General features: G+C 73.1%; 24 protein-coding genes and 4 pseudogenes. 17 read left to right on the top strand and 11 right to left on the bottom strand.

From position 1 onward, the window contains the following. Positions 1–1,818, bottom strand: a 1,818-nt coding sequence (locus ABZT03_RS36030) for a helicase-related protein (RefSeq protein ID WP_356047272.1), incomplete at its 3' end; no start/stop codon positions are given. Positions 1,819–1,822: 4 nt separating this feature from the next. Then, positions 1,823–2,776: a class I SAM-dependent methyltransferase gene (locus ABZT03_RS36025; protein ID WP_356047270.1), complete on the bottom strand. Its 954-nt coding sequence runs from the start codon at positions 2,774–2,776 to the stop codon at positions 1,823–1,825. Between the two features lie 226 nt (positions 2,777–3,002). Between ABZT03_RS36025 and rpsA the strand changes: the two genes are divergently transcribed. The 4 genes from rpsA (at position 3,003) to ABZT03_RS36005 (ending at position 6,951) form a co-directional block, all read left to right on the top strand. Next, complete coding sequence (gene rpsA / locus ABZT03_RS36020; protein ID WP_356047268.1) at positions 3,003–4,514, top strand: 30S ribosomal protein S1; 1,512 nt, start codon at positions 3,003–3,005, stop codon at positions 4,512–4,514. A 406-nt stretch (positions 4,515–4,920) separates the two neighbouring features. Next, complete coding sequence (locus tag ABZT03_RS36015) at positions 4,921–5,859, top strand: PAC2 family protein (RefSeq protein WP_356047266.1); 939 nt, start codon at positions 4,921–4,923, stop codon at positions 5,857–5,859. A gap of 31 nt (positions 5,860–5,890) precedes the next feature. Then, a complete protein-coding gene (gene coaE / locus ABZT03_RS36010) occupies positions 5,891–6,520 on the top strand; it encodes a dephospho-CoA kinase (protein WP_356047264.1) in 630 nt (209 codons plus the stop codon). Positions 6,521–6,570: 50 nt separating this feature from the next. Then, complete coding sequence (locus ABZT03_RS36005) at positions 6,571–6,951, top strand: tetratricopeptide repeat protein (RefSeq protein ID WP_356047262.1); 381 nt, start codon at positions 6,571–6,573, stop codon at positions 6,949–6,951. Between the two features lie 34 nt (positions 6,952–6,985). Here ABZT03_RS36005 and ABZT03_RS36000 read toward each other — a convergent pair whose 3' ends face one another. After that, complete coding sequence (locus ABZT03_RS36000; protein ID WP_356047260.1) at positions 6,986–7,291, bottom strand: DUF6343 family protein; 306 nt, start codon at positions 7,289–7,291, stop codon at positions 6,986–6,988. Between the two features lie 80 nt (positions 7,292–7,371). On the opposite strand from ABZT03_RS36000, the pseudogene ABZT03_RS35995 reads away from it, so the two are divergent. From ABZT03_RS35995 to ABZT03_RS35985, 3 genes and pseudogenes are all read left to right on the top strand, one after another. Next, a pseudogene (locus tag ABZT03_RS35995) lies at positions 7,372–8,271 on the top strand (acyltransferase domain-containing protein). 79 nt (positions 8,272–8,350) lie between these two features. Next, the gene (locus ABZT03_RS35990; protein WP_356047258.1) at positions 8,351–9,064 is read left to right on the top strand and encodes a class I SAM-dependent methyltransferase; all 714 of its coding nucleotides are present in this window, start codon (positions 8,351–8,353) and stop codon (positions 9,062–9,064) included. A 103-nt stretch (positions 9,065–9,167) separates the two neighbouring features. After that, a complete protein-coding gene (locus ABZT03_RS35985) occupies positions 9,168–9,629 on the top strand; it encodes a DoxX family protein (protein WP_356047256.1) in 462 nt (153 codons plus the stop codon). A gap of 124 nt (positions 9,630–9,753) precedes the next feature. On the opposite strand, the gene ABZT03_RS35980 is transcribed toward ABZT03_RS35985, so the two are convergent. Then, a complete protein-coding gene (locus ABZT03_RS35980) occupies positions 9,754–10,488 on the bottom strand; it encodes an RNA-binding S4 domain-containing protein (RefSeq protein ID WP_356047254.1) in 735 nt (244 codons plus the stop codon). A gap of 108 nt (positions 10,489–10,596) precedes the next feature. Between ABZT03_RS35980 and ABZT03_RS35975 the strand changes: the two genes are divergently transcribed. Both ABZT03_RS35975 and pip read left to right on the top strand, forming a co-directional pair. Further along, a complete protein-coding gene (locus ABZT03_RS35975; protein WP_356047251.1) occupies positions 10,597–11,322 on the top strand; it encodes a uracil-DNA glycosylase in 726 nt (241 codons plus the stop codon). 18 nt (positions 11,323–11,340) lie between these two features. Beyond that, entirely contained in the window at positions 11,341–12,321 is a 981-nt protein-coding gene (gene pip / locus ABZT03_RS35970; RefSeq protein ID WP_356047249.1) for a prolyl aminopeptidase, read from the top strand. On the opposite strand, the pseudogene ABZT03_RS35965 reads toward pip, so the two are convergent. Beyond that, positions 12,318–12,545, bottom strand: a pseudogene (locus ABZT03_RS35965) (FCD domain-containing protein); the annotation flags it as partial. The gene pip and the pseudogene ABZT03_RS35965 sit on opposite strands and share 4 nt — an antisense overlap. A gap of 4 nt (positions 12,546–12,549) precedes the next feature. On the opposite strand from ABZT03_RS35965, the pseudogene ABZT03_RS35960 reads away from it, so the two are divergent. Further along, a pseudogene (locus ABZT03_RS35960) lies at positions 12,550–12,765 on the top strand (aspartate/glutamate racemase family protein); the annotation flags it as partial. Between the two features lie 34 nt (positions 12,766–12,799). Here the strand turns inward: ABZT03_RS35960 and ABZT03_RS35955 are convergent. Continuing rightward, positions 12,800–13,264 (bottom strand): GNAT family N-acetyltransferase, encoded by a 465-nt coding sequence (locus ABZT03_RS35955; protein WP_356047247.1) that lies wholly within the window; start codon positions 13,262–13,264, stop codon positions 12,800–12,802. Between the two features lie 350 nt (positions 13,265–13,614). Between ABZT03_RS35955 and ABZT03_RS35950 the strand changes: the two genes are divergently transcribed. The 3 genes and pseudogenes from ABZT03_RS35950 to ABZT03_RS35940 all read left to right on the top strand — a co-directional run bounded on the left by ABZT03_RS35950 (position 13,615) and on the right by ABZT03_RS35940 (position 16,630). Then, entirely contained in the window at positions 13,615–15,495 is a 1,881-nt protein-coding gene (locus ABZT03_RS35950) for an FUSC family protein (protein WP_356047245.1), read from the top strand. Between the two features lie 109 nt (positions 15,496–15,604). Then, a pseudogene (locus ABZT03_RS35945) lies at positions 15,605–16,292 on the top strand (DUF899 domain-containing protein). 155 nt (positions 16,293–16,447) lie between these two features. Next, positions 16,448–16,630 (top strand): hypothetical protein, encoded by a 183-nt coding sequence (locus ABZT03_RS35940; RefSeq protein ID WP_356047243.1) that lies wholly within the window; start codon positions 16,448–16,450, stop codon positions 16,628–16,630. 24 nt (positions 16,631–16,654) lie between these two features. Here the strand turns inward: ABZT03_RS35940 and ABZT03_RS35935 are convergent, their stop codons facing one another. The 3 genes from ABZT03_RS35935 to ABZT03_RS35925 form a co-directional block, all read right to left on the bottom strand. Further along, positions 16,655–18,466, bottom strand: coding sequence for an ABC transporter ATP-binding protein (locus ABZT03_RS35935; RefSeq protein ID WP_356047274.1), 1,812 nt, complete (start codon positions 18,464–18,466; stop codon positions 16,655–16,657). 499 nt (positions 18,467–18,965) lie between these two features. Next, the gene (locus ABZT03_RS35930; protein WP_356047241.1) at positions 18,966–19,421 is read right to left on the bottom strand and encodes a hypothetical protein; all 456 of its coding nucleotides are present in this window, start codon (positions 19,419–19,421) and stop codon (positions 18,966–18,968) included. Next, entirely contained in the window at positions 19,418–20,077 is a 660-nt protein-coding gene (locus tag ABZT03_RS35925; protein ID WP_356047239.1) for an ATP-binding protein, read from the bottom strand. Before ABZT03_RS35925 ends, ABZT03_RS35930 begins: the two co-directional genes overlap by 4 nt. Positions 20,078–20,320: 243 nt before the next feature. Between ABZT03_RS35925 and ABZT03_RS35920 the strand changes: the two genes are divergently transcribed. From ABZT03_RS35920 to ABZT03_RS35910, 3 genes are all read left to right on the top strand, one after another. Continuing rightward, positions 20,321–21,181 (top strand): helix-turn-helix transcriptional regulator, encoded by an 861-nt coding sequence (locus ABZT03_RS35920; protein WP_356047237.1) that lies wholly within the window; start codon positions 20,321–20,323, stop codon positions 21,179–21,181. Continuing rightward, positions 21,182–21,436, top strand: coding sequence for a DUF397 domain-containing protein (locus ABZT03_RS35915; protein ID WP_356047235.1), 255 nt, complete (start codon positions 21,182–21,184; stop codon positions 21,434–21,436). A 138-nt stretch (positions 21,437–21,574) separates the two neighbouring features. Continuing rightward, a complete protein-coding gene (locus ABZT03_RS35910; RefSeq protein WP_356047233.1) occupies positions 21,575–22,378 on the top strand; it encodes an SAM-dependent methyltransferase in 804 nt (267 codons plus the stop codon). Between the two features lie 199 nt (positions 22,379–22,577). Here ABZT03_RS35910 and ABZT03_RS35905 read toward each other — a convergent pair whose 3' ends face one another. Next, positions 22,578–24,080: a PLP-dependent aminotransferase family protein gene (locus tag ABZT03_RS35905; RefSeq protein ID WP_356047231.1), complete on the bottom strand. Its 1,503-nt coding sequence runs from the start codon at positions 24,078–24,080 to the stop codon at positions 22,578–22,580. 47 nt (positions 24,081–24,127) lie between these two features. Between ABZT03_RS35905 and ABZT03_RS35900 the strand changes: the two genes are divergently transcribed. Further along, a complete protein-coding gene (locus tag ABZT03_RS35900) occupies positions 24,128–24,706 on the top strand; it encodes a carboxymuconolactone decarboxylase family protein (RefSeq protein WP_356047229.1) in 579 nt (192 codons plus the stop codon). A 71-nt stretch (positions 24,707–24,777) separates the two neighbouring features. Here ABZT03_RS35900 and ABZT03_RS35895 read toward each other — a convergent pair whose 3' ends face one another. Beyond that, the gene (locus ABZT03_RS35895) at positions 24,778–26,265 is read right to left on the bottom strand and encodes a glutamate synthase subunit beta (protein ID WP_356047227.1); all 1,488 of its coding nucleotides are present in this window, start codon (positions 26,263–26,265) and stop codon (positions 24,778–24,780) included. Positions 26,266–26,481 lie beyond the last annotated feature (216 nt).

The raw sequence follows: 26,481 nt of genomic DNA, 5'->3' as shown, positions 1-26,481 counted from the left end.
AGCCGCGGCAGGGCCGGCCGCGGGGGCGGTCGCGTCCCGGGCGCCGCTCGCGGCGCGGGCGTTGCGGTTCGCGGGGTCGGTGGCTGCGCGGGTGTTACGGCTCGCGGTGCCGGCGCCGTCCTGGGCGCCACCGGCGGCGGGACCGCCCGCCGCGCGGGCGTCATGGTTCGCAGGGGCGGTGGCGCGGGAGTAACGGTTCGCGGGGGCGTCGGCATTTCGGTCTCTCCCAGCGGCACGCTCCCCGGTGCTGCCGGTGCTGCCGGTGCTGCCGGTGCTGCCGGTGCCCCCGGTGCTCGCGCTCCCTCCCGTCACCGGCTCAGGTGCCAGGCCGCGCAGGCGGCGCACCTCCGTCCGCCAGCGTCCCGCGTAGGCGTCGCCGCCGCGGCGGGCGGTCCGCAGGGCGGCCGCCAGGTCGTCGCCGTACTCCCGCGGCGCCTCCTCGCTGAGCAGCGCGACGACCTCGGCGGCCCGGTCCGCGCCGACCAGGGGCGCCGAGTCCAGCAGTGCCCGACCCAGCCGGGGATGCAGGCCCAGCCGGGCCAGTCGCACGCCGCGCGCGGTGGCCCGGCCCGCGGAGTCGACCGCCCCGATCGCCGACAGCACGTCGCGCGCCGCCGCCATCGCCCCGGCCGGCGGCGGGTCCAGCAGGGCGAGACCGGACGCCTCCGGATCACCCCAGCAGGCCGTCTGCAGGGCGAACGCCGTCAGATCGGCCACCTTGATCTCGGGGGAGGGGAAACGCGGCAGACGCGCGTCCTCCGCCTCCGCCCAGCACCGGTACACCACGCCCGGCGCCTCACGTCCGGCACGCCCGGCCCGCTGCCGGCCCGCCGCCTGGGAGGCGCGCACCGTCGCCAGCGCGCTGAGCCCGCGCGCGTGATCGACCCGCGGCTCCCGCGCCAGCCCCGAGTCCACGACGAGCCGTACCCCCGGCACCGTCAGTGAGGACTCGGCCACCGAGGTCGCCAGAACCACCCGCCGCCGCTCGGCCGGGGCCAGCACCGCGTCCTGCACGGCCGCCGGAGCCCGCCCGTGCACCTGGAGCACATCCACGGCACCGAGACCCCCGAGCTGCCCGGCGACCCGCGCGATCTCACCGACGCCCGGCAGGAAACACAGCACGTCCCCCGCGTGCTCGGCCAGCGCCCGCCGCACCACCGACGCGACGTGCGTCAGCAGCGCCGGGTCGACCCGCATGCCGTGCGGCGGCCGTACGGGACGCGGCGGCGGCGCCCACACCACCTCGACGTCGTACGACGCCCCCCGCGCCTCGACGACCGGCGCGCCGCCCAGCAGTCGCGCCCAGCCCTGCGCGTCGGTGGTCGCCGACGCGGCCACCAGCCGCAGGTCCGGCCGCAGCGTCTCGCGCACGTCCCACAGGAACGCCGCCGCCGTGTCCGCGTCCAGATGCCGCTCGTGGCACTCGTCCAGCACCACCGCGTCGACGCCCGCGAGTTCCTGGTCCCGCTGGAGGCGCTGCAGCAGCACACCGGTCGTGACGACCTCCACGCGCGTGCGCGGCCCCACCACCCGCTCCCCGCGCACGGTGTGGCCCACACTGTCACCGGCCCTCTCGCCCAGCAGCCAGGCCATCCGCCGTGCCGCCGCCCGGGCCGCGATGCGCCGCGGCTCAGCCACCACCACCCGGCGCGCGGGCCCGTCACCGAGCAGCCCGGCCAGCGCCAGCGGCACCAGCGTCGTCTTCCCGGTGCCCGGCGGCGCCACCAGGACGGCGGTGCCGTGGTCCGCCAGGGCGCCGCCCAGCGCGGGCAGGGCACCGCGGACGGGCAGCGCCGCGAGGGCGTCGTGACGGATCACGCGCTCAGTCCCGTACGCACACGAAGATCGCCGACCCCGGGATCAGGTTCCCGCGCAGCGGCGACCAGCCGCCCCACTCCGAGGTGTTCCAGGCCGGCCACCGCGGCTCGACCAGGTCCACCAGTCGCAGGTCCGCCGCGACGACGTCCCGGACGCGGTCGCCGATCGTGCGGTGGTGCTCGACGTACACCGCGCGACCGTCCTCGTCCTGCTCCACGTAGGGCGTGCGGTCGAAGTAGGAGCTGGACACCGTCAGCCCCTCGGGTCCCGGCTCGTCGGGGAACGCCCAGCGGATCGGGTGCGTGACGGAGAAGACGAAACGGCCGCCCGGCCGCAGCACCCGCCGCACCTCGCGCAGCACCAGCACCGGGTCCGCGACGAACGGCATCGCCCCGTACGCCGAGCACGCCAGGTCGAAGGAGCCGTCCGCGAAGGGCAGCGCGCCCGCGTCGGCGCACACCAGGGGGAAGGAGGCGCCTATGCGCAGCGCGTGCTGGAGCTGGCGGTGGGAGAGGTCCAGGGCGACCGGGCGCGCGCCGTGGGCCGCGAGCCAGCGCGAGCACTGGGCCGCGCCGGCACCGATCTCCAGGACGTCCCGGCCGGCCAGCTCGTCCGCCGGGCCGAGCAGTTCGGCCTCCACCTCGTCCAGGCCCTCGGGGCCCCAGACGAACCGGTCGTCGCCGAGGAAGGTGCCGTGTTCGACCTGGTAGTCGTCCGCGTTGCGGTCCCACCAGCCCCGGTTGGCCCGGGAGCTTTCCGTGACGCCCGCGTCCCGCCGGGTCGCTTCGGGTTCGAAGGCTTCGGACTCTTGGATGATCGGCTCCCTCGTCGTACTCTTCCGTTCAACCCGTCCCGCGACGGCGTCACGAATGGGACACCATCGGGCCCTCGTGGCCTCGTGAGACAGGTTTTGTGCCGGGTATGCGGCGATCCGCCCCGGGTGTGCGCCTTCGCGCATTGACCCTGTCCGGCTGCCCCCGTATGCTACAAGTTGCGCTGCGGGCCTGCGCACCTCAGACGTAGCAGGCTGCGCTCGCATCTGTTGCATGTCCCCTCGGTTGTCGAGGCGCCATCACCAGTTCCTGGTGAGGCGCTTCCTTGGCTGTCCGGCTTCTTCAGAGCGACACGGGCTCCCGGCGTAGCAGTACCTACGACTCTCTGTCCGTACCGGAGCCCTTTCCCACATGACGAGCAGCACCGAGACCACCTCTACCACGCCGCAGGTAGCGGTCAACGACATCGGTAACGAGGAAGCCTTCCTCGCCGCGATCGACGAGACGATCAAGTACTTCAACGACGGCGACATCGTCGACGGCGTCATCGTGAAGGTCGACCGGGACGAGGTCCTGCTCGACATCGGTTACAAGACCGAAGGTGTCATCCCGAGCCGCGAGCTCTCGATCAAGCACGACGTCGACCCCAACGAGGTCGTCAAGGTCGGCGACGAGATCGAAGCCCTTGTTCTCCAGAAGGAGGACAAGGAAGGCCGCCTGATCCTCTCGAAGAAGCGCGCCCAGTACGAGCGCGCCTGGGGCACCATCGAGAAGATCAAGGAAGAGGACGGCATCGTCACCGGCACCGTCATCGAGGTGGTCAAGGGTGGTCTCATCCTTGACATCGGCCTCCGTGGCTTCCTGCCGGCCTCCCTCGTCGAGATGCGCCGTGTCCGCGACCTCCAGCCCTACGTGGGCAAGGAGCTCGAGGCCAAGATCATCGAGCTGGACAAGAACCGCAACAACGTGGTCCTGTCCCGCCGTGCCTGGCTGGAGCAGACGCAGTCCGAGGTCCGCCAGACGTTCCTCACCACCCTGCAGAAGGGTCAGGTCCGTTCCGGCGTCGTCTCCTCGATCGTCAACTTCGGTGCCTTCGTGGACCTGGGTGGCGTCGACGGCCTCGTGCACGTCTCGGAGCTCTCCTGGAAGCACATCGACCACCCGTCCGAGGTTGTCGAGGTCGGCCAGGAAGTCACCGTCGAGGTCCTCGACGTGGACATGGACCGCGAGCGTGTCTCCCTGTCGCTGAAGGCGACGCAGGAAGACCCGTGGCAGCAGTTCGCCCGCACCCACCAGATCGGCCAGGTCGTGCCCGGCAAGGTCACGAAGCTGGTTCCGTTCGGTGCGTTCGTCCGCGTGGACGAGGGCATCGAGGGTCTGGTGCACATCTCCGAGCTGGCCGAGCGCCACGTGGAGATCCCGGAGCAGGTCGTCCAGGTCAACGACGAGATCTTCGTCAAGGTCATCGACATCGACCTCGAGCGCCGTCGCATCAGCCTCTCGCTGAAGCAGGCCAACGAGGCCTTCGGTGGGGACCCGGCCTCGGTCGAGTTCGACCCGACGCTGTACGGCATGGCCGCGTCGTACGACGACCAGGGCAACTACATCTACCCCGAGGGCTTCGACCCCGAGACCAACGACTGGCTCGAGGGCTACGAGTCCCAGCGTGAGGTGTGGGAGACCCAGTACGCCGAGGCGCAGACGCGCTTCGAGCAGCACCAGGCGCAGGTCATCAAGTCCCGCGAAGCGGACGAGAAGGCCGCTGCCGAGGGCGGCGACGCGGCGGGTGCGGCTCCGGCCGCGTCCGGCGGTGGCGGCGGCGGTGGCTCGTACTCCTCCGAGGGTGCGGACACGTCCGGCGCGCTGGCCTCGGACGAGGCGCTTGCCGCGCTGCGCGAGAAGCTGGCCGGCGGCCAGAGCTGATCGCAGGCCCACTGAGGCCCGGTAGGTAACTGAGGGACCGCACCTTTCGAGGTGCGGTCCCTCGGTCGTGTCCGGGGCGACCCGGCCGGCCGCCGGCCTCCGGCTCCCGGCCTCCGGCCTCTGGCCCCCGGTCGCCCGCGGGCCGACCGTCGGGGCGCGCCCGGTGCGTGGGGCGTGCTGCGCGGCGGAAACGTACTGGATACACGGGTAACCGGCGGGCCGTGACGATCCGTTGGGAGGCTGCCCCGGTCGTCCATGACCGGAGAGGGGGACCGGGTGCGTGTCCCGTCCCGCGGTGTCGCCGTGCGGGAAAAGCCCGTGAGAGGAGCCTGATCAGAGGCGTGAGCGGGAATGCTCCCGCCCCGCACCGCGTTGTGCAGTACGAACACGAGGAGGAGCGGTCACTGTGCTTGATCCGCAGGGTTTGTACGCATGGGAGCCGAAGGGCCTGGCCGTCGTCGACATGGCGCTGGCGCAGGAGTCGGCCGGTCTTGTCATGCTCTACCACTTCGACGGATACATCGACGCGGGCGAGACCGGCGACCAGATCGTCGACCGTCTGCTCGACTCGCTGCCCCACCAGGTCGTGGCGCGTTTCGACCACGACCGGCTCGTGGACTACCGGGCCCGCCGTCCGCTGCTGACCTTCAAGCGCGACCGCTGGACCGAGTACGAGGAGCCCACCCTCGACGTGCGGCTCGTCCAGGACGCCACCGGCGCGCCCTTCCTGCTGCTGTCCGGACCCGAACCGGACGTCGAGTGGGAGCGTTTCGCCGTGGCCGTCCAGCAGATCGTGGAGCGGCTCGGCGTACGCCTGTCGGTCAACTTCCACGGCATCCCCATGGGCGTCCCGCACACCCGCCCCGTGGGCCTCACCCCGCACGGCAACCGCACCGACCTGGTCCCCGGCCACCGCAGCCCCTTCGACGAGGCGCAGGTCCCCGGCAGTGCCGAGTCGCTGGTCGAGTACCGCCTCATGGAGGCCGGACACGACGTCCTCGGTGTCGCCGCGCACGTACCGCACTACATCGCCCGCTCCCCGTACCCGGACGCGGCCCTGACGGTGCTGGAGTCCATCACCGCGGCGACCGGCCTGGTCCTGCCCGGCATCGCGCACGCCCTGCGCACGGACGCCCACCGCACCCAGACGGAGATCGACCGGCAGGTCCAGGAGGGGGACGAGGAACTCGTCGCCCTGGTCCAGGGCCTGGAGCACCAGTACGACGCAGCCGCCGGCGCCGACACCCGGGGCAACATGCTCGCCGAACCCGCTGACATCCCGTCGGCCGACGAGATCGGCCTCGAGTTCGAGCGTTTCCTGGCGGAACGCGAGGGCGACAACTGACCCGCGCGGCACAGGGCCTAGGCTTCCGCTCATGCTGAAGGTGGGCCTGACCGGCGGGATCGGCGCCGGCAAGAGCGAGGTGTCGCGGCTGCTCGTCGAGCACGGAGCCGTGCTGATCGACGCGGACCGCATCGCGCGCGAGGTCGTCGCACCGGGAACGGGCGGGCTGGCCGCGGTCGTCGAGGCCTTCGGACCGGAGGTGCTCGCCGTCGACGGCAGCCTCGACCGGCCCGGCCTGGGAGCGATCGTCTTCGCCGACCCGGAGAGACTCGCCGTCCTGAACGCGATCGTGCACCCCCTCGTCGGTGCCCGCTCCCGCGCCCTCGAATCGGCCGCCGCCCCCGACGCGGTCGTCGTCCACGACGTGCCGCTCCTCACCGAGAACAGCCTGGCACCGCTCTACGACGTCGTGATCGTCGTGGACGCCGGCACCGAGACCCGGCTCGACCGGCTGGTGCGACTGCGCGGGATGACCGAGCAGGACGCACGCGCCCGCATGGCTGCCCAGGCGACCCGCGAGCAGCGCCGGGAGATCGCCGACATCGTGATCGACAACGACGTACCGCTGGCGGAGCTGGAGCGGCGCGTGACGGACGTATGGGCCGATCTCGTACGCCGAGCCCGCACCCGCCACGACCCGCCCGGCCCGACCGAGGAATAGCGGTCGCGCGACCGGGCGTTGAACACACCCGGAGAGGGAAGGACTGTGCCGTGCCCGAGACCAGCGGATCGACCGGACGTACTCCGGAAACGCATGTCATCGACTTCCGTGCCGCCGAGCAACTGCTCGCCGCACGGGACCCGCGGGGCGCGGTGAAGCTGCTCGACCAGGTCATCGCCGCGCACCCCGAGAACACCGCGGCCCGCCTGCTGCGCGCGCGTGCCTTCTTCGCGGGCGCGCAACTGCGGCCCGCCGAGCTGGAGTTCACCATCGTCCTGGAGCGGGAACCGGACAACGCCTTCGCGCACTTCGCCCTCGCCCGGACCTACGAGCGTCAGGGCCGGCCGGAGCTTGCCGTGCGCCACTTCCGCCTCGCGGCCGCGCTGGACCCGAACCCGGAGTACCTGAAGGCGGCCCGCTTCGACTCGTGAGCCGGCGCACGGGTCTGGCGCGGGGCCGCGCCGCTCAGGGGCCGGGGCGCTCGGGCGGTCGGCGCGCCGGGCGGCGGCCGTCCGCCGGCTGGTACGGCGGGATGTCCGGGCCGGGCTGGTAGTGCGGGCCCTGGCGGATGTGCCGGAGGATCACGGCCATGTCCACGGTCACGACCAGCCACAGCAGCCCGCACGCGAGGGCCCACCAGGGGCGCCCGACGAGGGCGAAGGCGACCGTGCCGAAGAGTGTCCAGACCAGGCCCCACAGGCTCAGCCAGAACCGCGCCCGCAACGCGCTGCGCGCCGTCCTCGGCTCACTTCCCGTACGCATACCGATCATCGCTCCTCTCCTTGCAACGTACTCTTCGCTCCGGACGTTCTCCAAGCGTCACCCAGGCCGGCCGAAGAGGGGATCACCGCGTGCTGCCGGATGCCGACGAACTGGCCGAGGCCCTGCTCGACCTCGGAGTACCGCACGAGGACATCGACGATCTGGTCCGCATGAGCCGACGCGTCCGCGACGACCCCGAGCTGCGGAGCTTCCTCGCACACTCCGTCGCCGAGCTCGTCGCCGGGACGGGTGAGGTCCACGGCAGGTCCGACCTGCCCGAGCTCGACTGGCCGGCGGGCCCGCTCCAGCGCTTCTTCCCGGTGTACGTGTTCGTCGCGGCGCTGCCGCACACCCGCGCCCACCACCGGGAGCACGGCATCCCCGCCGAGGTCTCCCGCCGCACCCTCGCCGACCTGGGCCGGAACATCGCCGTGCACCGCAGGCGGCACGGGCGGGGCGGCGTACAGGCCCCGCGGTGGCTGACCCACCACTTCCGCGGCGAGCTGTACCAGCTGGGGCGGCTGCAGTTCGAACGCTCCCGGGCCGGCCGGCACACCGCCGAGGTCCTCACGGCCGCCGGGCTGGACACCGAGGAGGGCGGGCCGTGCCTGAGCGTGCACATCCCCGACTTCCTGGGCCCGCTGTCCCCGGCCGCCTGTGACCGCTCCCTGGCGCGGGCCCGGGAGTTCTTCGCCCTGCACTACCCGGAGGAGCGCCACCAGGCCGTCGTGTGCCACTCGTGGCTGCTCGACCCGCAGCTGCGGGAGTACCTGCCGGCGCGCTCCAACATCGTCCGCTTCCAGGAGCGGTTCCGTGTGCTCCGCGAGGACCCGTAACCCGTGGACACCGAACCCGTGCAGTACGTCTTCGGCGACCCGGAGCTGCCGGTGGCGGACCTGCCCCGGCGCACCTCCCTGGAACGGGCCGTCGGGGACCATCTGCGGGCCGGCGGCCACTGGTACATCGGGCATGGCTGGTTCCCGCTGTGAGCGAAGGGCCGGCATCCCTCGTACGGGTGAACGAGGTGGGGGTGGGAACGGCTGTGCGGACGCGGTCCGTTGTGCGGTCATGGGACTGAAAACGCGAGCGGGACATCAGGGCACGGGCCCGGGGGCCATCACACCGGACGGCTGCGCGGTCGAGCTGTACTCACGGCTGTCCGTCGGAGTGGAGCCGGACATCATCGCGGCGGCCGTCCCGCCGGGGGCGAGCATTCTGGAGCTGGGCTGCGGGGTGGGCCGTATGACCCGTCCGTTGCTGGAGCGCGGGTTCACCGTCACGGCGGTGGACGAGTCCGCCGAGATGCTGGAGCGCGTCCGCGGCGCCCGTACGGTGCGTTCGCCGATCGAGGACCTCGACCTGGGCGAGACGTTCGCCGTGGTGCTGCTCGCCTCGTTCCTCGTGCACACCGCGGACCTGGAGGTGCGGCGGGCGCTGCTGCGGACCTGCGCACGCCACCTCGCGGACGGCGGGCAGGTGCTGATCCAGCGTGAGGGCGCGGACTACCACACGAACGTGCCGCGCGAGCGCGTCGACCCCGCCGGCCACACCGTGCGCATCGTGTCGTCCCAGCCGGTCGCCGAGGGGGTCAACTCGGTCTTCGCGGAGTACGTCTTCCCGGACGCCACCTGGACACAGACCTTCCGCGTACGGCCGCTGACGCGGGAGCAGTTCGAGGCCGCGCTGGCGGAGGCCGGCCTGAGAGTGGACAAGTACCTGACGCCGGACGGGACATGGGTGCGCGCACTCGCCGCACCCGCCGGCGACCGGGCGGGGGACTGAGGGGAGAAAGTGCGCGCGGGCGCTGCGGGCGGCGATGATTTCGGCGGTGAGGGCCGGTCTACCTCTGTGGCAGCACCACGGACCGCTTCACAAGGAGACCCTCATGTCCGAGACCACCGTTCCCGTCACCTCCACCCCCACCTCCGCCGGCACGGTCGTCGCCGGGTCCGCGACCCCCCGCGCCCGCGGAGCCCGCGTCGCCCTGCGAGCACTCCAGGTGCTGCTCGCCCTCTTCTACGCGTTCGCCAGCGCGCTGCCCAAACTGATCGCACATCCCTCGGCCGCCGAGTCCTTCGACAGGATGGGCTGGGGCAGCGCGGGCATGTACACCATCGGCGCACTCGAACTGGCCGGAGCGATCGCCCTGTTGGTCCCGGTGCTCCAGTCGGTGGCCGCGGTGGCGCTGAGTGCGCTGATGGTGGGCGCGTTCGTCGTCCAGCTCACCGTCTTCGACGGGGAGAACGCGGCGACCCCGCTCATCCTGATCGTGCCGCTCGCCCTGATCGCCTGGGCCCGCCGAGGACACAACACGGACCTGCTGCGCCTGGTACGCCGACAGGGGTGACGGGTGACATCGACGGGGAGCGGGGTGAGCGGCAGGGCGCGGCCAGGGCTCGGGGGTCTCCGTGTCCGGGGCGGGCGTCGGTGAGGCTCGGCGGTCTCCGTGGCTTGGGGGGCGCCGGCCATGCTCAGCGGCCTCCGCGCCTGGGTCGGCCGCCGGGCGCACCGGGCGAGCCGAAGGAGCCCGGTGTGCCCGGACCGCCCCTCGGCGCCGGACCGCCCCGCGTTCCTTGGCCTCCCGTCGCGCCGGGACCTCCCGTCGCCCCTGGCGGTCCGCTCTGCCCGCGCAGGCGTTCCATGTCGCGGCGGTCCCGCTTGGTCGGCCGGCCCGTTCCTCGGTCGCGGATGCCGGCCGGGGCCACCGCCTCGCGCGGCGGGGGCGGGGGACTGTTGTCGACGTAGCACTGAGCGGCCACCGGGGCGCCGACCCGCTTGCGGATCAGACGCTTGACGACGACGACCCGTTCCCAGCCCTCCTGCCGGACCCGCACCTCGTCGCCGACGCGCAGGGAGTGGGCGGGCTTGACCCGTTCGCCGTTCACCCGCACATGACCGCCCCGGCAGGCGGTGGCGCCCATGGAGCGGGTCTTGACCAGCCGGACCGACCAGATCCAGCTGTCGATGCGCACGCTCTCGCCGTGCTGCGGACCGGCCGCCTCGGCGGCTGTCTTGGCGTCCACGCCCTCGGGGCCGTCGGACGCGGCGGTCGCCCGATCCTCGGGACCGTCGTTGCCGGCAACGGCGTCCCCGTCGGGTCCGTCGCTCTGCGAGCTGTGCGGGCTCTGCCGGCTCCGGGGTCCGCCGGCGGCCGTGGCGCTGCCGTCGACCCCGTCGCGGTCGTGGTCCGGGTGCTCAGAAACCATGCCGCCGACTGTAGTCCCCGGAGCGGCGAGGACCGGCCGGATTTTTCGGGGGCCGGTGCGGGGGAGGAGCCCGGCCGGGCAGGTGGAGTACGGCTTTACGGTGGACCCATGCACAGCCTGGAGGACCTGGACGCGCGGATCAGCGGTTGCACCGCCTGCCCCCGGCTCGTGGAGTGGCGTGAGGAGGTCGCGCGGACCAGGCGGGCCGCCTTCGCCGACGAGACGTACTGGGGCAGACCGGTTCCGGGCTTCGGTCCGGCGGACGCCCGGCTGCTGATCGTCGGCCTCGCGCCCGCCGCCCACGGCGGCAACCGCACGGGCCGTATGTTCACCGGTGACCGTTCCGGCGACGTGCTGTACCAGGCGCTGTACGACCTCGGGCTCGCCTCGCAACCGACGTCGGTCCGTGCGGGCGACGGCCTGGAACTGTACGGCGTGCGGGTCACCTCGCCCGTGCACTGCGCCCCGCCCGCAAACAAGCCCACCCCCGGGGAGCGGGACACCTGTCGGCCCTGGCTCGTTCGGGAGCTGGAGCTGCTGTGGCCGAGCCTGCGGGCGGTGGTCGTGCTCGGTGCCTTCGGCTGGCAGGCCGCGCTGCCCGCGTTCGCCCAGGCGGGCTGGACCGTGCCCCGCCCGAGGCCGCCGTTCGCCCACGGCGCCCGCGTCCCGCTCGGCGGACTCGACCTCTTCGGCTGCTTCCACGTCAGCCAGCGCAACACCTTCACCGGCAAGCTCACGCCCGCGATGCTGCGGGACGTGCTGCGGACGGCGGCGCAGGCGGCGGGGCTGGAGAGGCTGGAGGGGCCGGAAACCGGGGCGACCGGGCCGTCGTAGGGACGTTACGGTGCCCCGATGACCTTGTATCCGGAGATCGCACCGCATGACCACGGCATGCTCGACGTCGGTGACGGCAACCACGTGTACTGGGAGATCTGCGGCAATCCGCGCGGCAAGCCCGCGGTCGTGCTGCACGGAGGGCCGGGATCGGGGGCCAACGCGTACTTCCCCCGCCTGTTCGACCCGGCCGCGTACCGGATCGTGCTGCTCGACCAGCGGGGGGCCGGGCGTTCGACGCCGCCGGCGAGCGCGTACGACACCGACATGAGCGTCAACACCACCGCTCACCTCATCGCCGACCTGGAGTCGCTGCGGCGGCACCTGGGCATCGAACGGTGGCTGGTGTGGGGCGTGTCCTGGGGGTCGGTGCTGGGACTGCGGTACGCGCAGACACATCCCGGAGTGGTGACGGAGCTGGTCCTCACCGGGATCACGACCGGCTCGAACGCCGAAGTGGCCCTGCTGACCAGGGGACTGGGCCAGATCTTCCCGGAGGCGTTCGAGCGGTTCGTCGGCGAACTGCCCGAGGGGGAGCGGGACGGAAACCTCGCGGCCGCCTACAACCGGCTGCTGGAGTCGCCCGAGCCCGAGGTGCGCGAGCGGGCCGCGCGGGCCTGGACCGACTGGGAGACGGCCATGGCGGCCGCACCGCCCCGGTCCGTCGCCCGCTACGAGGACCCGGTGTTCCGGATGGGCTTCGCCCGGACCGTCACGCACTACTGGGGCAACGACCACTTCCTGGGCGAGAGCGAGGACGACGGCGTCGGGGTCGTGCTGCGCGACGCGCCGTCGCTGAAGGACATCCCCGGCACCCTCGTGCAGGGCGCCCTCGACTTCGGCAATCTCCTCGGCACCGTCTGGCGGCTCCATCACGCCTGGCCGGGCAGCGAGTTGGTCGTGGTCGACGAGGTCGGTCACAACGCGGGGGCACCCGATGTGGCCGAGGCGCTGGTGGCGGCGACGGACAGGTACGCCCGCCGCGGACAGGACGGCTAACCGGCTTCGCCTCCGGCCTCTTCTCCGGCCCCGCCCCCTTCTCCTTCCCCTTCCCCCGCCCCGAACAGGTGCCGCACGGTCGAGCGGTAGTTGGCCTGCACGTGGCTGAGGGCGTGGGCACGGGCGCGTTCCGGGTCGCCGGAGGCGATCGCCTCGTACAGCTCCCGGTGTTCGTCGAGGAGTTGGGGCCACTCCTCGTTCTGCCGGGTGAGCCGGCGCAGGCGGCGGGCCGGGGCCGAGGTACTGGTGCTGGGCTGCGCCGGTATGACGGGCCTGCAGCGGACGGTGGGGGAGAAGCTCGGGCTCCCGGTCGTCGACGGGGTCGCCGCGGCGGTCAAACTGGCGGAGTCCCTGGTCGGGCTGGGTCTGACGACGAGCAGGGCGGGCAGCCTGGCCAAACCGCTCCCGAAGAAACGGACCTGGACCCGGCCCCCGCCACCGTGACGCCCGCACCCCTCAGGCAGGTACGACACCCGCTCTACGGCTGCCAGACGTAGCGCACATCCGGCTCCCGTTCCTCGTTGGTGCTGCCGTCGGTCCGCTCGGCGGCGACGAAGCCGTGCCGCTCGTAGAAGCGGTGGGCGGGCTTGTTGACCTGGAAGGTCCAAAGGCGCAGCCCCCGCGGACTGCGTTCCTTGGCCAGCGCGACGAACCGGTCTCCGATGCCCCGCCCCCGCCACTCGGGGGCGAGGTACAGCTGGGACAGCAGGTCGCCGTCGAGCACCATCAGCCCGACGATCCCGTCCCCGTCCACCGCCTCGGCCACCCACGTCTCCCGCGAGGGCACCACCACATCCCGGATGTGGGCCCGCACCTCGTCGTCGGACCGGGGCCTGACCACCGTGGGCAGCGCCGCCCGGAACGACCGCAGCCACACGTCGGCCGCGCCGGCTGCGTCGGCGGCACCGGCCCGGCGCAGCACGACCGCCGCCGGCCCCCTCACGCGGCCACCTCCGCGACGACGACAGCCGGCGCCGGGACCGCCGAACGGGCCGGAAGACGGAGGAGGACGGCGGAACGCTGGATCACTGGGGCTCCTGACCTGGACACCGGGCGACCCGCCGATCATCCGGGGCCCGCGCGGCGAACCGCATCCGAATATCCGCGGTCCCCGGCCCGGCATCCGGGGTTGCGTTCATAAAGAACGCGGTCTTCCCGGCAACCGTCACCTCGCCGAAACGCAACAGCCCCCTCTTCCCGGGGAACGCGATCTACCGTGGAGAGCACAGTCCGCAGCCCGGCCGCCGTCGCCCGAAGGCTCATCTCCGCCCTCGTCGAGACGACAGGAGTCCCGTGTCGCGCCCCGCTCCGACCCTCCCGCCCTGGCTCGCCCACACCCTCCGCGCCCAGCGGGGGCCGGTGCCGTGGAGCGCGGTGGTGCGGGGGGCGCTGGCCGCCGGACCCCTGCTGCTCGTCGCCGTGGTCGCCGGCCGGACCTCGCTCGGGGTGGTCGCCGCGATCGCCGCCATGCTCGCCGGGATCAACGACCGGCCCGGCAGCCGGCGCGCCTCCGTCCGGCGGCTCGGCGTGCCCGCGCTCGCGGGGGCGGGCGGACTGCTCACCGGGACGTACGCCGGTGACCATGCCGGGGCCGTCACACTGACCGCGCTGTTCACCCTCGTCGGGCTCGTCGGGGGGAGCCTCAGCGCGGTCTCGGCCGTCGCCTCCGGGGCCGGTACGCAGCTGCTCGTGGCCTCCGCCATCGGGGCCGGGATGCCGTCGCCGGAGCCCGGCTGGCTGCGCGCCCTGGCCTTCCTCGCCGGTGCCGGCTGGCTGCTCGCGCTGCGGCTGCTGCTGCCCACACCGAAGGCCATGGCCGGCGGCGACTACCGGTTCGACGGTGAGCGGGACGCGGTGGCCGCCGTCTACGACGCCGTCGCGGACCTCCTCGACGCCGCCGGGTCACCCGCCGCGCCCACGCGCCGTGCCGCGCTCACCGCAGCGCTCGACCACGCCCAGGACGCCCTCGCCGGGCCCCGGCTGCGGCGGTACGCCAGCTCCGCGGCCGAACGGCGGCTGCACGCGCGGTACGCCGCCGCGCTGCCGCTCGCCGAGGCCGCGACCGCGCTCGCCTGGGCCGGGGAGGCGGTCGCCGGCCGGGCGTCCGAGGGGCCGCGCCGACTGGCCGCCGCGGTCCGCGGCAGCACCCACACCGGACCGCTGCCCGCCCCCCACCGCTCCGCGCCCGCCCTGCGCGCCCTCGACGACGCGCTGCTGAACGCCGCCGAGTCCTTCGACCACGCCAGGGGCAGCGACCTGCACACCCGCAGGCGTACGGCCGGGACGTTGCCGCGCGCGCTCTTCGGGGCCGGCGGCCGCGAATACGGGCTGCGGGTCGCCCTGTGCTTCGGGGCCGGCGCGGCCGTGGCGCAGGCCCTGCACCACGCCCGCTGGTACGGGCAGCACGAACACTGGTACTGGCTGCCCGCCACCGCCGTCTTCCTCGTCAAGCCCGACCTAGGTCCGCTCGCCTCGCGCGTCCTGTGCCGGGCCGCGGGGACCGTGCTGGGGGCGGTCCTGTTCGCCGGGTTCGCCGCCGTGCTCCCGCGGCCCGAGGGGCTGATCGCGCTCGTCGCGGTCAGCGGCGCCCTCATGCCCGTCGCCACCCGGCACTTCGCCGCGCAGACCGCCGTTGTCACCGTCCTCGTCCTCGCCCTGGTGATGGTCGGCGGGGAGCCGCAGGCGTCGGTGAGCCGGATCGGCGAGACCCTGCTGGCCTGCGCGATCGTGCTGATCGTGGGACATCTGCCGATGCCCGGACAGCGGGGTGGCAGGGTGCGCGCCCGGCTGGCCGCGGCGGGGATCGCGGCGCAGGCATACCTGGAACACGTCCTGCGGGAGTCCTCCGGCCCGGCCGCCCGGGGACAGGAGGAGCGCGAGGTTCGCTGGACACTGCGACGCGAGGCGTACCGCACGCTCGCCGAGGCCCGTACCGCCATCTCGCTCACCGCCGCCGAACTCCCCGCCCTGGCCCGGCACGCCGAGGGCGCGGACGACATCGCCGCCGTCCTCGAACGACTTGTCGACACCACCACCGCCTGCGCCGTGCACCTCGACGACACGGGTCGACTCACCCCCGAACACACCGGACGTCTCACCGCCCTCCTGGGTGAACTCGCCGGACACCGCGAGCGGGTGGGACTGCGGGAGCCGGACATCCCCCTCAGCGTCTGAACGCGGCCCGGGCCGTGGCTCACCGAGCGGAGGAAGTTCCGGCTCGGGCGATGAGTTCTGCCGCTCCGGACGGTCACCACCGCGAACGGACCGTTGCACAGGAGGGCCCATGTCGCTTCCGGAGATCGTCTCGCGCGCGGTGGCGCACCGCGCGCGAACAACTGCTGCTCAACGAGAAGGCGGCCACCCGCGCGCGGGACGCCCTCAACGCCGAGCGGCGCGAGCTGCCCATGGTCGAGATCGACGAGGCGTACGTGTTCGAGGGGGGCGACGGGAAGGCCACGCTGGCCGACCTCTTCGAGGGGCGGGACCAACTGGTCGTCCACCACTTCATGTTCGCGCCGGAGTGGACGACCGGGTGCCGAAAGTGCGCCGCATTCCTGGACCAAGTGGGGCATCTGGCCCATCTGTGGGCGCGTGGCACGTCGTTCGCCGTGGTCTCCCGGGCGCCGTACACGAGGATCCTGCCGTTCAAGGCGCGGATGGGCTGGACGCTGCCCTGGTACTCCTCGTGCGGCAATGACTTCAACCGTGACTTCGAGGTGACCCTGGAGCGGGACGGGGAGCTGGTCGAGCGGGCCGGCGTCAGCTGCTTCCTGCGTGACCGGGACCGGGTCTTCCACGCGTACTCGACGTATGAGCGCGGACTCGACGGACTGGGTCCGACCGCGACGTTCCTGGACCTCACCGCGCTGGGGCGGCAGGAGGAGTGGGGGCGGCCGGAGGGCCGGGCGTCGGCGCTCGGGGTGCCTGCGGGAAGGGGGCGAATCGTATATCACGACGAGTACGAAGAGTGATACGGAAGGTAATGTCCGTCGCCCAAAAGTGGAGATCTCCCTCACACTCTGCGGTGAACGAGTGTCAACTACGTCTCAGTACCGTCACTTCCCGAGGCGTTCACCGCATGGTTGGCGTTTAGTTCATCAAGTGCAGCGCTACATGGAGGTGCAGGGTGAACGGGCGAACGGTGCTTGAGCGGTTCCCCGCCGGCGGACCGCGAGGTTCGTGGCCGGCGGAGGAGTTCGCGCAGTCTCGACGTCTGGAGGGCCTGTCCGCCGAGGTCGTCATGGATCTGGCGACGGACATGTTCCTCGTGATCGTCCGCAGCGGGGAGGCGGCCGACGCCTCCGCGTGAGCGCCCGGCGTGTGCCCACGGAAGTCAGCCCGCCTTCGGGGCGGGCACCTTCGTCGTGAACTGGTCCGCCTGGAGTGAGTACAGCTCCGCGTAGACGCCGCCGGTGGCGAGCAGCTCGTCGGGCGTCCCGGACTCCACCAGCCGGCCCTGCTCCAGGACGTGCACCAGATCCGCGTGGCGCACCGACGCCAGCCGGTGCGTGATGAGGATGACCGTCTGTCCGCTGCCCGCCAGGGCGCGGATCTTCTCGAACACCTCCAGCTCGGCCCGGGCGTCCAGGGCCGCCGTGGGCTCGTCCACGATCAGGATGCGGCCGCGCCGGTACGCGGCCCGGGCGATGCCGAGCCGCTGCCACTGACCGCCCGACAGCTCGTGCCCGCCGCTGAAGTCGCGGGCGAGGAGGGTGTCCAGGCCGCGCGGCAGATCCGCGAGCACCTCCTCGGCGCCCGCCTCCGCGACCGCGTCGGCCACCCGCTCGTCGGTGAGCAGCGCGGACGAGCGGCCGACCGCCACGTTGACGCGGGCCGTGAACGGCCACCGCTTGAAGTCCTGGGCCACCATCGCGACCCGCTCGGCGAGCCTCCGCCGGTCGGCGGTCGCCGCGTCCACGTCGTCCCACAGGATGCGGCCGCTGTCGGGCGCGTACAGGCCCGCCAGCAGTTTCACCAGCGTGGTCTTGCCCGAGCCGTTCTCCCCGACCAGCGCGACGATCCGGCCGAGCGGCAGGTCGAGCGTCACGTCGTCGAGTGCGGGGCGGGTCGCGTCACCCGGATAGCTGAAGGTGACGTGCTCGAACCGGATCACGCACGGCTCCTCCGGCAGCGCGGTGCCGCCGACCGGGATCGCCCGTTCGGCGGCCTCGACGTACAGCCGTTGCAGATCGCCCACGAACAGCGCCTCCTCGTGCAGCGCGTTGACCTCCACGACCAGCGTGTCCAGGCTCTGCGAACCCGTACGGATGGCGATCACGGCCGTACCGGCCACCGACAGCGCCATCGCGCCCGTCACCAGCAGCCCGCCCAGTGTCAGGTAGGTCGCCGCCGTCGCCAGGCCCGTCCAGGTCGCCGCGATCAGTCCGGTTCGGGCGGCGAGCCGGGCCAGCCGGGTCTGCTCGGCCTCCGCCGTCTCGGCCATCGCGCGGAAGTGGCGCAGCAGGAACGGGCCCACACCGTGGACGCGGATCTCCGGGGCCGCCTCCGGCTGGATGAGCAGCGCTCCGAGCAGCCGTCCCGCGCGCGCGTGCTGCACCCAGGCGTGGAAGGACTCGTAGCGGCGGCGGGCGATGGTCAGCGCGCTCCAGCCGCTCGGCAGGGTCATCGTGGCCAGGAACGGAAGCAGCGCCGGGTGGAGGACGGTCAGCACGCCCGCGGCGGCGACCAGGGAGATCGCCGCGTTCATCACCCGGGTGGCGCACCCGATCATGCGGCGGGCGGAGGAGGCGCCGTACTGCGCGGTGTCGAGCAGCTTGTGGAAGGCGTGGTCCTCGATCGCGGCCAGTTCGACGGCCGCGGCCCGTTCCAGATACAGCTCGGTGGCCACTCGCTCCACCTTGGGTTCCAGCCGTCCGGCGGCGTAGGTCGACGCGGCCCGCAGCAGCGCGCCGACCAGCATCACGGCGGCCATCGTGACCAGCGCGGGGACCGCCCCGCGCAGCCGGGCCCCGATGGCACCGCCCGCGATCAGCCGGCCGAGCACGTCGTTGACCGCCAGCAGACTCACCGCCTGGGCCGCGCCCCGGCCCGCCTCGGCGGCCAGCACGGTCCGCGCGGCCCCCCGGTCGGCCTGCCAGGCCAGCCGGAAGCTGGACGTCAGCAGGGCGGGCAGCCGGGTCACCATGGCCCGGAAGCTCAGTTCGAGGAAGGCGTCCGCGTGTGAGTTCCAGCCCGTGTCGTAGCGCAGCGGGCCTCCGAAGAGCAGCCGCTCCGACTCGGAGATCCCGGCCGCCGTCCCGGCCTCGCCTCCGTCTTCGTCCTCGCCCCCGGCGTGCCTCTTCGCCACCGCCGACCTCCCCGATCGTTGACGAACGGCCACTATCGCGGGATCCGGCCGCCGCGGGGCAGAGCGCGTGCCGAAGAGACGGGAGCACGCGGGCGCGCGCCCGGGCGGGGCGGTGGGGCGGGTGGGGTGCACGTGAGCGCGTGGGGGAGAGGGGCGGCCGGCTCACGCGGGCGTAGGGCGGCCTGCGGCGGCGGAGGTCGTACGGCGCGGGCGGCGCGGTGGGTGTCGTGGGTCGGCGCGCCCGTGGTGCGGCGGCGGGGGTCGTACAGTCGTATGGCGCGGTGAGTGTCGTATGGCAGGGCGCCCGGACAGGTGCGTCAGGGTCGCGCGGCGCCCGTCACGCGCTGACCGGGCGTGACCAGGCCGGTGTGGTGCCCGTCAGGCGGCACAGAGTCAGGTAGAGGGGGATCGGCGGGGTGTACGGAAGCGTCCCGTCCGGTTTGTGGAGGAGAGGCGGCACGGCCGGGGCGTCCGGAACGACCGCCCCGGTCACGTACCGCGCCGGCGCCGGCCACTCCAGGGCGTAGTCGGAGTCCGCCGGAACGATCCACCACCAGTGCGTCTCGTCGGCGTACACACAGCCGACCCGAGGCAGCCGGGGTATCAGCAGCGGGCCGAGACGGGCGGGTATCGCCACCGCGTCGCAGCCCAGCGGGGCCGTCATGCCGTCCGGGACGGGCAGTTGCCGGGGTGTGCTGCCCGCGGTGCCCGCCGCCGGGGTGTGCAGGCCGCGCCGGAGCCGGACCAGCGTGTCCAGGCCCAGCACCTGGGCGCCGCGGTGCCCGCGGCTCACGCGCCGCCCCACTCTCGGCCCAGTTCCCGCGGGTGCATCTCGACGGCCGGCGGGCCCTGCCGCTGCCGGGCCTCGTCCTCGCCGTCCGAATCGCCGGCCGGGCCGGGCTTCGGCCGGGCTCCCCAGCCCAGGTCGTTGCGCGGGCCGGAGTCCTCGCGCGGCGTGTCGGCCTTGCGCGGCAGCTCCGCCCAGACCAGCAGGCCGGGACCGTGCTCCTGGGCGCCCCAGGCGTGGCACAGGGCGTCGACGAGGAACAGTCCCCTCCCCTGTTCCTCCTCGGGGCGCTGCGGGTACGGGTGGGGCTCACCCGGCGCACAGCCCTGGTCCCGCACGGCTATCCGCACCAGGTCGTCGTCGTCGTGCAGCTCGCAGACGACGACGCTGCTCGCGGTGTGCACGATCGCGTTGGTGACCAGCTCGGAGACCACGAGGGCCGCTGTGTCGCAGGTGTCATCGCAGTGGGACCAGCCGGTCAGCCGGGCCCTCGTCAGGCGTCTGGCCTGCGCGGGAGAACCCGGGTGGGCGGCCAGCTCGAAACGGAACCGGCGCTCGGCAGCGGCCCGGTCGGGGGCTGCTCCCGCGGCGGCACCGAGACCTGGGGGGCGGCCTGCGGCGGCGTCTGTTCCTAAGGGCGCGGACGGAATCACGCTTGCCACTATCGCCCCGTCGTGAACACTTGGCAAGTGTCACTCTGAAAAATGCAGAGTGCTGTGTGACGCGGTGAAGCGCCGTGGCACACTGCTCGCAACAGCACCACGAGCGGCGCCAGTTGGGATCAGCGAAGAGTCACACAGATCTTCGAACAGGTCTTCGAATGGCGCCGTAGGGCTGTCAGGATTCTTTCGCGGTCGGCCTGATCGCCCCGGGTCGTCCCGACGGGGACTTTGTGGAGGTGCAGCGTGAGCGAACCGCGGTCCGCGCCGACGGTCGGCCAGGTCGTTCTCGGCCGGCGCCTGCTGGACCTGCGGGAGAGCGCCGGGCTCAAGCGTGAGGAGGCGGCCCGCATCCTGCGGGTCGCCCCCGCCACGGTCCGCCGCATGGAGATGGCCGAGGTCGCGCTCAAGATCCCTTATCTCCAGCTGCTCCTCAAGGCGTACGGCGTGTCCGACGACGAGGCGGAGGGCTTCGTCCGGCTGGCCGAGGACGCCAACCGCCCCGGCTGGTGGCAGCGCTTCCACGACGTCCTCCCCGGCTGGTTCTCCATGTACGTCAGCCTGGAGGGTGCCGCGTCCCTGATCCGCGAGTACGAGCCGCACTTCGTCCCCGGACTGCTGCAGACCGAGGACTACGCGCGTGGCGTCCTGGAGTCCGGCGCCATCGGCCAGACGAGTCCCGAGGACATCGAGCGCCATGTGGCGCTGCGCATGCAAAGGCAGGATCTGCTCACCCGTCGCGACGCGCCCAGGCTGTGGGCCGTGATGGACGAGACCGTGCTGCGCCGCCCCGTCGGCGGCCCGGAGGTGATGCGTGCCCAGATCGACAGACTGCTCGAGGCCACGAAGCTGCCCAACGTGACGCTGCAGGTCGCCCCGTTCGAGAACGGGCCGCACCCCGGCACGTACGGACCCTTCGTGCTGTTCCGATTCGCCGTGTCCGAACTTCCGGACATGGTCTACAGCGAGTACCTGACCGGCGCGGTCTATCTCGACGCGCGCTCGGAGGTGGCGACCCACCTCGAGGTCATGGACCGCATGGCGGCGCAGGCCGCTACTGCACATCGCACGAAGGAGATCCTCCGGGATCTCCGCAAGGAGTTGTGAATGGATCGCATCAAGCCGCGCTTGCCCGTCTACAACGGCATGCCCGCGCGGGAACTTGGCAGCGAAGGCTGGCACAAGCCGTGGAGCGGCGGTAACGGCGGCAACTGCGTGGAGGCGATGAAGCTGGCCGACGGCCGGATCGCCGTCCGTCAGTCGACGGACCCGGACGGACCGGCCCTCATCTACACCACCGACGAGATGACCGCCTTCATCGAGGGCGCGAAAGCGGGTGCGGCCGACTTCCTGTTGTCCTGAACCTTGTTGACCTGACGACTCCCACCCCTACCTCGTCCGAACCCCCCGCACCCACCCCACTTCTCTGACGTTCTGTCACTTTGATTGTTATGGCGTTGAGTTGACTACATTCCATGGCATGACCTTATGGAGTTTCCGATGAACGCCCAGCGGCCCGCCGAGATGGACACGACCACACCGCATCCGGCGCGGATGTACGACTGGTACCTCGGCGGCAAGGACAACTACCCCGTCGACGAGGCGATGGGCCGGCAGATGCTCACCCTCGACCCGAGGGTCCCGGTGATGGCGCGCGTCAACCGCGCCTTCATGCACCGCGCCACGCGCTGGCTCGCCACGAACGGCGTACGCCAGTTCCTGGACGTCGGCACGGGCATCCCCACCGAGCCGAACCTCCACCAGATCGCCCAGGAGATCGCGGCCGACACCCGCGTCGTCTACTGCGACAACGACCCGATCGTCCTCGCCCACGCCGCCGCCCTGCTGCGGGGCACGGACCAGGGGACGACCGAGTACCTCCAGGCCGACGTGCGCGACCCGGAGGCCGTCCTGGCCGGCGCGAAGAAGGTCCTGGACTTCGGCCGGCCTGTCGCGCTCTCGCTCATCGCGCTGCTGCACTTCGTCTCCGACGAGGACGGCGCCCACGCACTCGTCGGCCGGCTGCTGTCCGAACTGCCCTCCGGGAGTTACCTGGTGGTGAGCCACGCGACCGCGGACTTCACCCCCGAGGAGTCCAAGGCGGCCACCGCGAAGCTCAAGGCCGCCGGCGTCACCCTCGCCCTGCGCTCCCGCGAGGAGTTCGCCCGCTTCTTCGACGGCCTCGACCTCGTCGAGCCCGGCGTCGAGGTGCCGCAGCTGTGGCACCCGGAACTGGGTGAGCCGGTCCCGGGCCAGGACGACGGGGTCATTCCCGGGTACGGGGCGGTGGGGCGGAAGCCGTAGCCGCCGGGTTGTCCGGCGGTGCCAGCCGTCGGGTTGTCCGGCGGTGCCGTGGTCGAGGCTGCCCGCCCTGTCCTGGGAGGGGCTGCCGGTCCGTGCACGCGTCGACCGGGGCTGCCGGTCCGTGCCCGGGTCGATCGGCGCGGCCCGTGCGTGCCGTGGCCCGGGCCGTCCGCCGGGGCCGGTGCACGCGGGGTGCCGCTCACTCCGCCGGCAGCACTCCGCACAGCGCGTCCAGGGCCGCCCCGTACGCGGCTTCCGAGGGCGCCGCGTACCCCACCACCAGGCCGTCGGACACCGCCATGTCCGTCGCCGGGTGGCGGAACTCGGCGAGTCCGTCCAGAGCGACCCCCCGCCAGGCGGCGGCCTCGACCGTGGCGCGCTCGGTGCCCGGCGGCAGCCGCAGCACGGCGTGCAGCCCGGCCGCCACGCCGGTGACCTCGACGTGCGGCGCGTGTACGGCGAGCTCCGCCGCCAGCCGGTCCCGGCGGCTCCGGTAACGCTGCCGCATGCGCCGCACATGGCGGTCGTAGGAACCGCGGACGATGAAGTCGGCCAGACTCCGCTGGTCCAGCACGCTCGCCCACGCCTCCCGCTCGCCCTTCGCCGCGAGCACGTCGCCGACGTACCGCTCCGGCAGCACCATCCAGCCCAGCCGCAGCGCCGGTGACAGGCTCTTGCTGACCGAGCCGACGTGGATCACCCGCTCGGGGTCGAGGCCCTGTATGGCGCCGACCGGCTTGCGGTCGTAGCGGAACTCCCCGTCGTAGTCGTCCTCCAGCACCACCGCGTCCCGCGCGCGTGCCCAGTCGATCACGGCGGTGCGCCGCTCGGCGTGCAGCGGGCCGCCGGTGGGGAACTGGTGTGCGGGGGTGAGCAGTACGGCCCGTTCCCGCCCCAGCAGGTCGACGCGCGCCCCGTGTTCGTCCAGGGGGAGCGGTACCGTCCGCACGCCGGCCGCCGCGAGCAACTCCCGGTGGAAGCCGAGCCCGTACGCCTCCACGGCGAGCGGACCGCGCAGCACCGCGTTCCCGCCGCCACCCCCGGTGCCGCGCCCGCCCGGTCGCCCGCCGCCCCGCCCGTCGCCCGTTCCACCCGCGCCCCGTGCTGCGCCGTTCGGGCCGAAGAGCAGCCGCAACGCGTGCCCGAAGCCGGAGCAGACCACGATCCGGGCCGGGTGGGTGCGAACGCCTCGCACGCGCGCGAGGTACTCCGTGAGCGCCTCCCTCAGCTCGAGGCGGCCGGCGGGGTCCCCCGGCCCGAACGCCTCGTGGGGCGCCTGCTGGAGGGCCCGCCGGTACGAGGCGAGCCAGGCCGACCGGGGGAACGCCGAGGCGTCCGGCGTGCCCGTCCGCAGATCGTGCCGCGGGCCACGCGCGCGAAACGGCGCCTTCTTGGGCACGCGCGCGTTCGGCCGCAGCGGTTCGGCGCGCTCGGCGACCCGCGTGCCCGCGCCCTGCCGGGCCGTGAGCCAGCCCTCCGCGACGAGCTCCGCGTACGCGTCGGCCACCGTGTTGCGGGCGATGCCGAGATCGGCGGCGAGCGAGCGGTACGGCGGCAACCGGGTGCCCGGGGCGAGCCGCCCCCCGCGTACGGCCTCGCGCAGGGCGCGGGTGAGCGCGGCGCGCCGTCCACCCGGCCCGGACAGCTCCAGATGCAGGTCGGCGCCGATCCGCTCCGCGGAATTGACCCACGATTCCACCATGGAAATGCACCCTACAGCCGGTCTTTGCGGCCCGTAGATTGAGGGACATGACGACGAACACCACGACGAACCCGAAGGCGAGCACGGTGAGCACGATGAACGCGACGACCCTCACGGCGAACCCCGCGAACCCGACCGCTGCCCCCTCCACCGGGGCCGGGACCGGCCACACCGAGACGGGTCGCATCGACTTCGCGAAGTCCGCGCCGAAGGTCTTCCGCGCTCTCGTCGGCTTCGACGCCGCCGCCCGGGAGGGCCTCGACCCGGCCCTCGTCGAGCTGATCAAGATCCGCGCCTCGCACGTCAACCACTGCGCGTACTGCCTGTACCTGCACACCAACGACGCCCGCAAGGCCGGCGAGAGCGAGGACCGGCTGCACCTGGTCGCCGTGTGGCGCGAGGCCAGGCACTTCTTCTCCGAGCGGGAACAGGCGGCCCTCGCCCTCACCGACGCTGTCACCCTGATCGCCGACGGCGGCCTCCCGGACGACGTCTACGCCCAGGCCGCGGCCCAGTTCGACGAGCAGGAACTCGCCCACGTCCTCGCCCTGATCCTCACCATCAACACCTGGAACCGGGTGGCCCTGTCCACGGGCAAGCTCGCCGGCACCGACCAGCGGGGCTGACCAACCCCGGTCACCCGCCCCGGGAGCGACCTGCCGTGCGCCGGGTGCGGGGCATCGGCCCTGTGCCCGGCCTACACGGCCATCGGACGGTCGTACGGCCCGATCGGCGCCGGCAACTGGGAACTCCCCGTCAGGCCGCGGTCGACGGCGGCCGCCACCGCCCGTCCCTCCGCGATCGCCCAGACGATCAGCGACTGCCCGCGGGCGGCGTCGCCCGCCGCGAACACCCCCGGCACGCCGGTCGCGAAGCCGGCGTCCCGCACCAGCGTGCCCCGCGGGTCGGTCCGCAGCCCCAACTGGTCGATCAGCCCGTCCTCCCGGCCGGGCCCCGAGAAACCGAGGGCGAGCAGCACCAGGTCGGCGGGGAGCGTCCGCCCGGTGCCCGGCACGGGGCGCCGCGCGGCGTCCACCTCGACCAGGTGCAGCGAGCGCACCCGCCCGTCGGCGTCCCCGGTGAAGCGGAGCGTGGACGCCGCGAACAGCCGCGCGTCCGCGGTCGCCGCGGGCGCGCTGCGCAGGTCACGCGCCTCCTCGTGGGCGGGCGAGAGCCGGTACACCTTCGGATACGTCGGCCAGGGCTCGGCGTCCTCGTCGCGCTCGGCGTCCGGCTGGGCGTAGATGTCCAGCTGCGTCACCGACGCGGCGCCCTCCCGCACCGCGGTGCCCAGACAGTCCGCCCCCGTGTCACCGCCCCCGACGATCACGACATGCTTGCCGGCGGCTGACATCGGGGACGACGCGAGGTCGCCCTCGCACACCCGGTTGGCCAGTGGCAGATACTCCATCGCCTGGTGAATGCCGGCCAACTCCCGCCCCGGTACAGGCAGTTCACGCCACGCCGTCGCTCCGGTGGCGATCACCAGGGCGTCATGACGCGCCCGCAGCTCCGCCGCGCCGACATCCCGCCCGACGGCCGTCGACGCACGGAACTTGGTCCCCTCCGCCCGCATCTGCTCCAGCCGCCGCTCCAGATGCCGTTTCTCCATCTTGAACGCGGGGATGCCGTACCGCATCAGGCCGCCCAGCCGGTCGTCCCTCTCGTACACGACGACCGTGTGCCCGGCCCGGGTCAGCTGCTGGGCGGCGGCCAGGCCGGTGGGCCCCGACCCGATCACCGCGACCGTCCGCCCGGACAGCCGGTCCGGTGGCCGTGGCGGTGCGAGGCCGAGTTCCCAGACCCGGTCCGCGATCGCGACCTCGACGTTCTTGATGGTGACCGCCGGCTGGTTGATCGCCAGGACGCAGCCCGCCTCGCAGGGCGCCGGGCACAACCGGCCGGTGAACTCGGGGAAGTTGTTCGTCGCGTGCAGCCGGTCGGCCGCCGCCCGCCAGTCGTCCCGGGAGACCAGGTCGTTCCACTCGGGGATCAGGTTGCCGAGCGGACAGGCGTCGTGGCAGAACGGGATGCCGCAGTCCATGCACCGGTCGGCCTGCCGGGTGACGATGGGCAGCAGCGCACCGGGGACGTACACCTCGTCCCAGTCCCGGACCCGCTCCTCGACCGGCCTGCGCGGCCTCTCCAGCCGGGGCGTGGTCATGAATCCCTTGGCATCGGCCATGGCCGTGTTCCTCGCGTCCGCGTGCGAAGGGGCCGTGCGTCATCGAGCGGCACTCTTTCGGACACGATACGTCCCGCCGGCCACCTACGCAGAGTGAGGGCGACCGGTTTTCCAGGGATTCCGCCCGGGGGTGCCCGGCCCGCGGCCGAATCCTGCGAATGTCGCTCAGGTGTGGCGCTATAACCTTGCTTATCAGGCCAGTAGTACGGGGCAGAG

The organism is Streptomyces sp. NPDC005574 (assembly GCF_040605435.1).
Taxonomy (GTDB): Bacteria; Actinomycetota; Actinomycetes; order Streptomycetales; family Streptomycetaceae; genus Streptomyces.
Note: the sequence above shows the minus strand (reverse complement) of the source record. Positions and strands in the feature narration are given on the sequence as shown.

Excerpts from the sequence above, each read along its gene's own strand:
- pip (WP_356047249.1), top strand. The coding sequence starts at position 11,341 with ATGACCTTGTATCCGGAGATCGCACCGCATGACCACGGCATGCTCGAC.
- coaE (WP_356047264.1), top strand. The coding sequence starts at position 5,891 with ATGCTGAAGGTGGGCCTGACCGGCGGGATCGGCGCCGGCAAGAGCGAG.
- rpsA (WP_356047268.1), top strand. The coding sequence starts at position 3,003 with ATGACGAGCAGCACCGAGACCACCTCTACCACGCCGCAGGTAGCGGTC.
- ABZT03_RS35895 (WP_356047227.1), bottom strand. The coding sequence starts at position 26,265 with ATGGCCGATGCCAAGGGATTCATGACCACGCCCCGGCTGGAGAGGCCG.
- ABZT03_RS35915 (WP_356047235.1), top strand. The coding sequence starts at position 21,182 with ATGGATCGCATCAAGCCGCGCTTGCCCGTCTACAACGGCATGCCCGCG.
- ABZT03_RS35910 (WP_356047233.1), top strand. The coding sequence starts at position 21,575 with ATGAACGCCCAGCGGCCCGCCGAGATGGACACGACCACACCGCATCCG.
- ABZT03_RS35975 (WP_356047251.1), top strand. The coding sequence starts at position 10,597 with ATGCACAGCCTGGAGGACCTGGACGCGCGGATCAGCGGTTGCACCGCC.
- ABZT03_RS36025 (WP_356047270.1), bottom strand. The coding sequence starts at position 2,776 with ATGCGCGAAGGCGCACACCCGGGGCGGATCGCCGCATACCCGGCACAA.
- ABZT03_RS35905 (WP_356047231.1), bottom strand. The coding sequence starts at position 24,080 with ATGGTGGAATCGTGGGTCAATTCCGCGGAGCGGATCGGCGCCGACCTG.
- ABZT03_RS35990 (WP_356047258.1), top strand. The coding sequence starts at position 8,351 with ATGGGACTGAAAACGCGAGCGGGACATCAGGGCACGGGCCCGGGGGCC.
- ABZT03_RS35935 (WP_356047274.1), bottom strand. The coding sequence starts at position 18,466 with ATGGTGACCCGGCTGCCCGCCCTGCTGACGTCCAGCTTCCGGCTGGCC.
- ABZT03_RS35985 (WP_356047256.1), top strand. The coding sequence starts at position 9,168 with ATGTCCGAGACCACCGTTCCCGTCACCTCCACCCCCACCTCCGCCGGC.
- ABZT03_RS35980 (WP_356047254.1), bottom strand. The coding sequence starts at position 10,488 with ATGGTTTCTGAGCACCCGGACCACGACCGCGACGGGGTCGACGGCAGC.
- ABZT03_RS36000 (WP_356047260.1), bottom strand. The coding sequence starts at position 7,291 with ATGATCGGTATGCGTACGGGAAGTGAGCCGAGGACGGCGCGCAGCGCG.
- ABZT03_RS35900 (WP_356047229.1), top strand. The coding sequence starts at position 24,128 with ATGACGACGAACACCACGACGAACCCGAAGGCGAGCACGGTGAGCACG.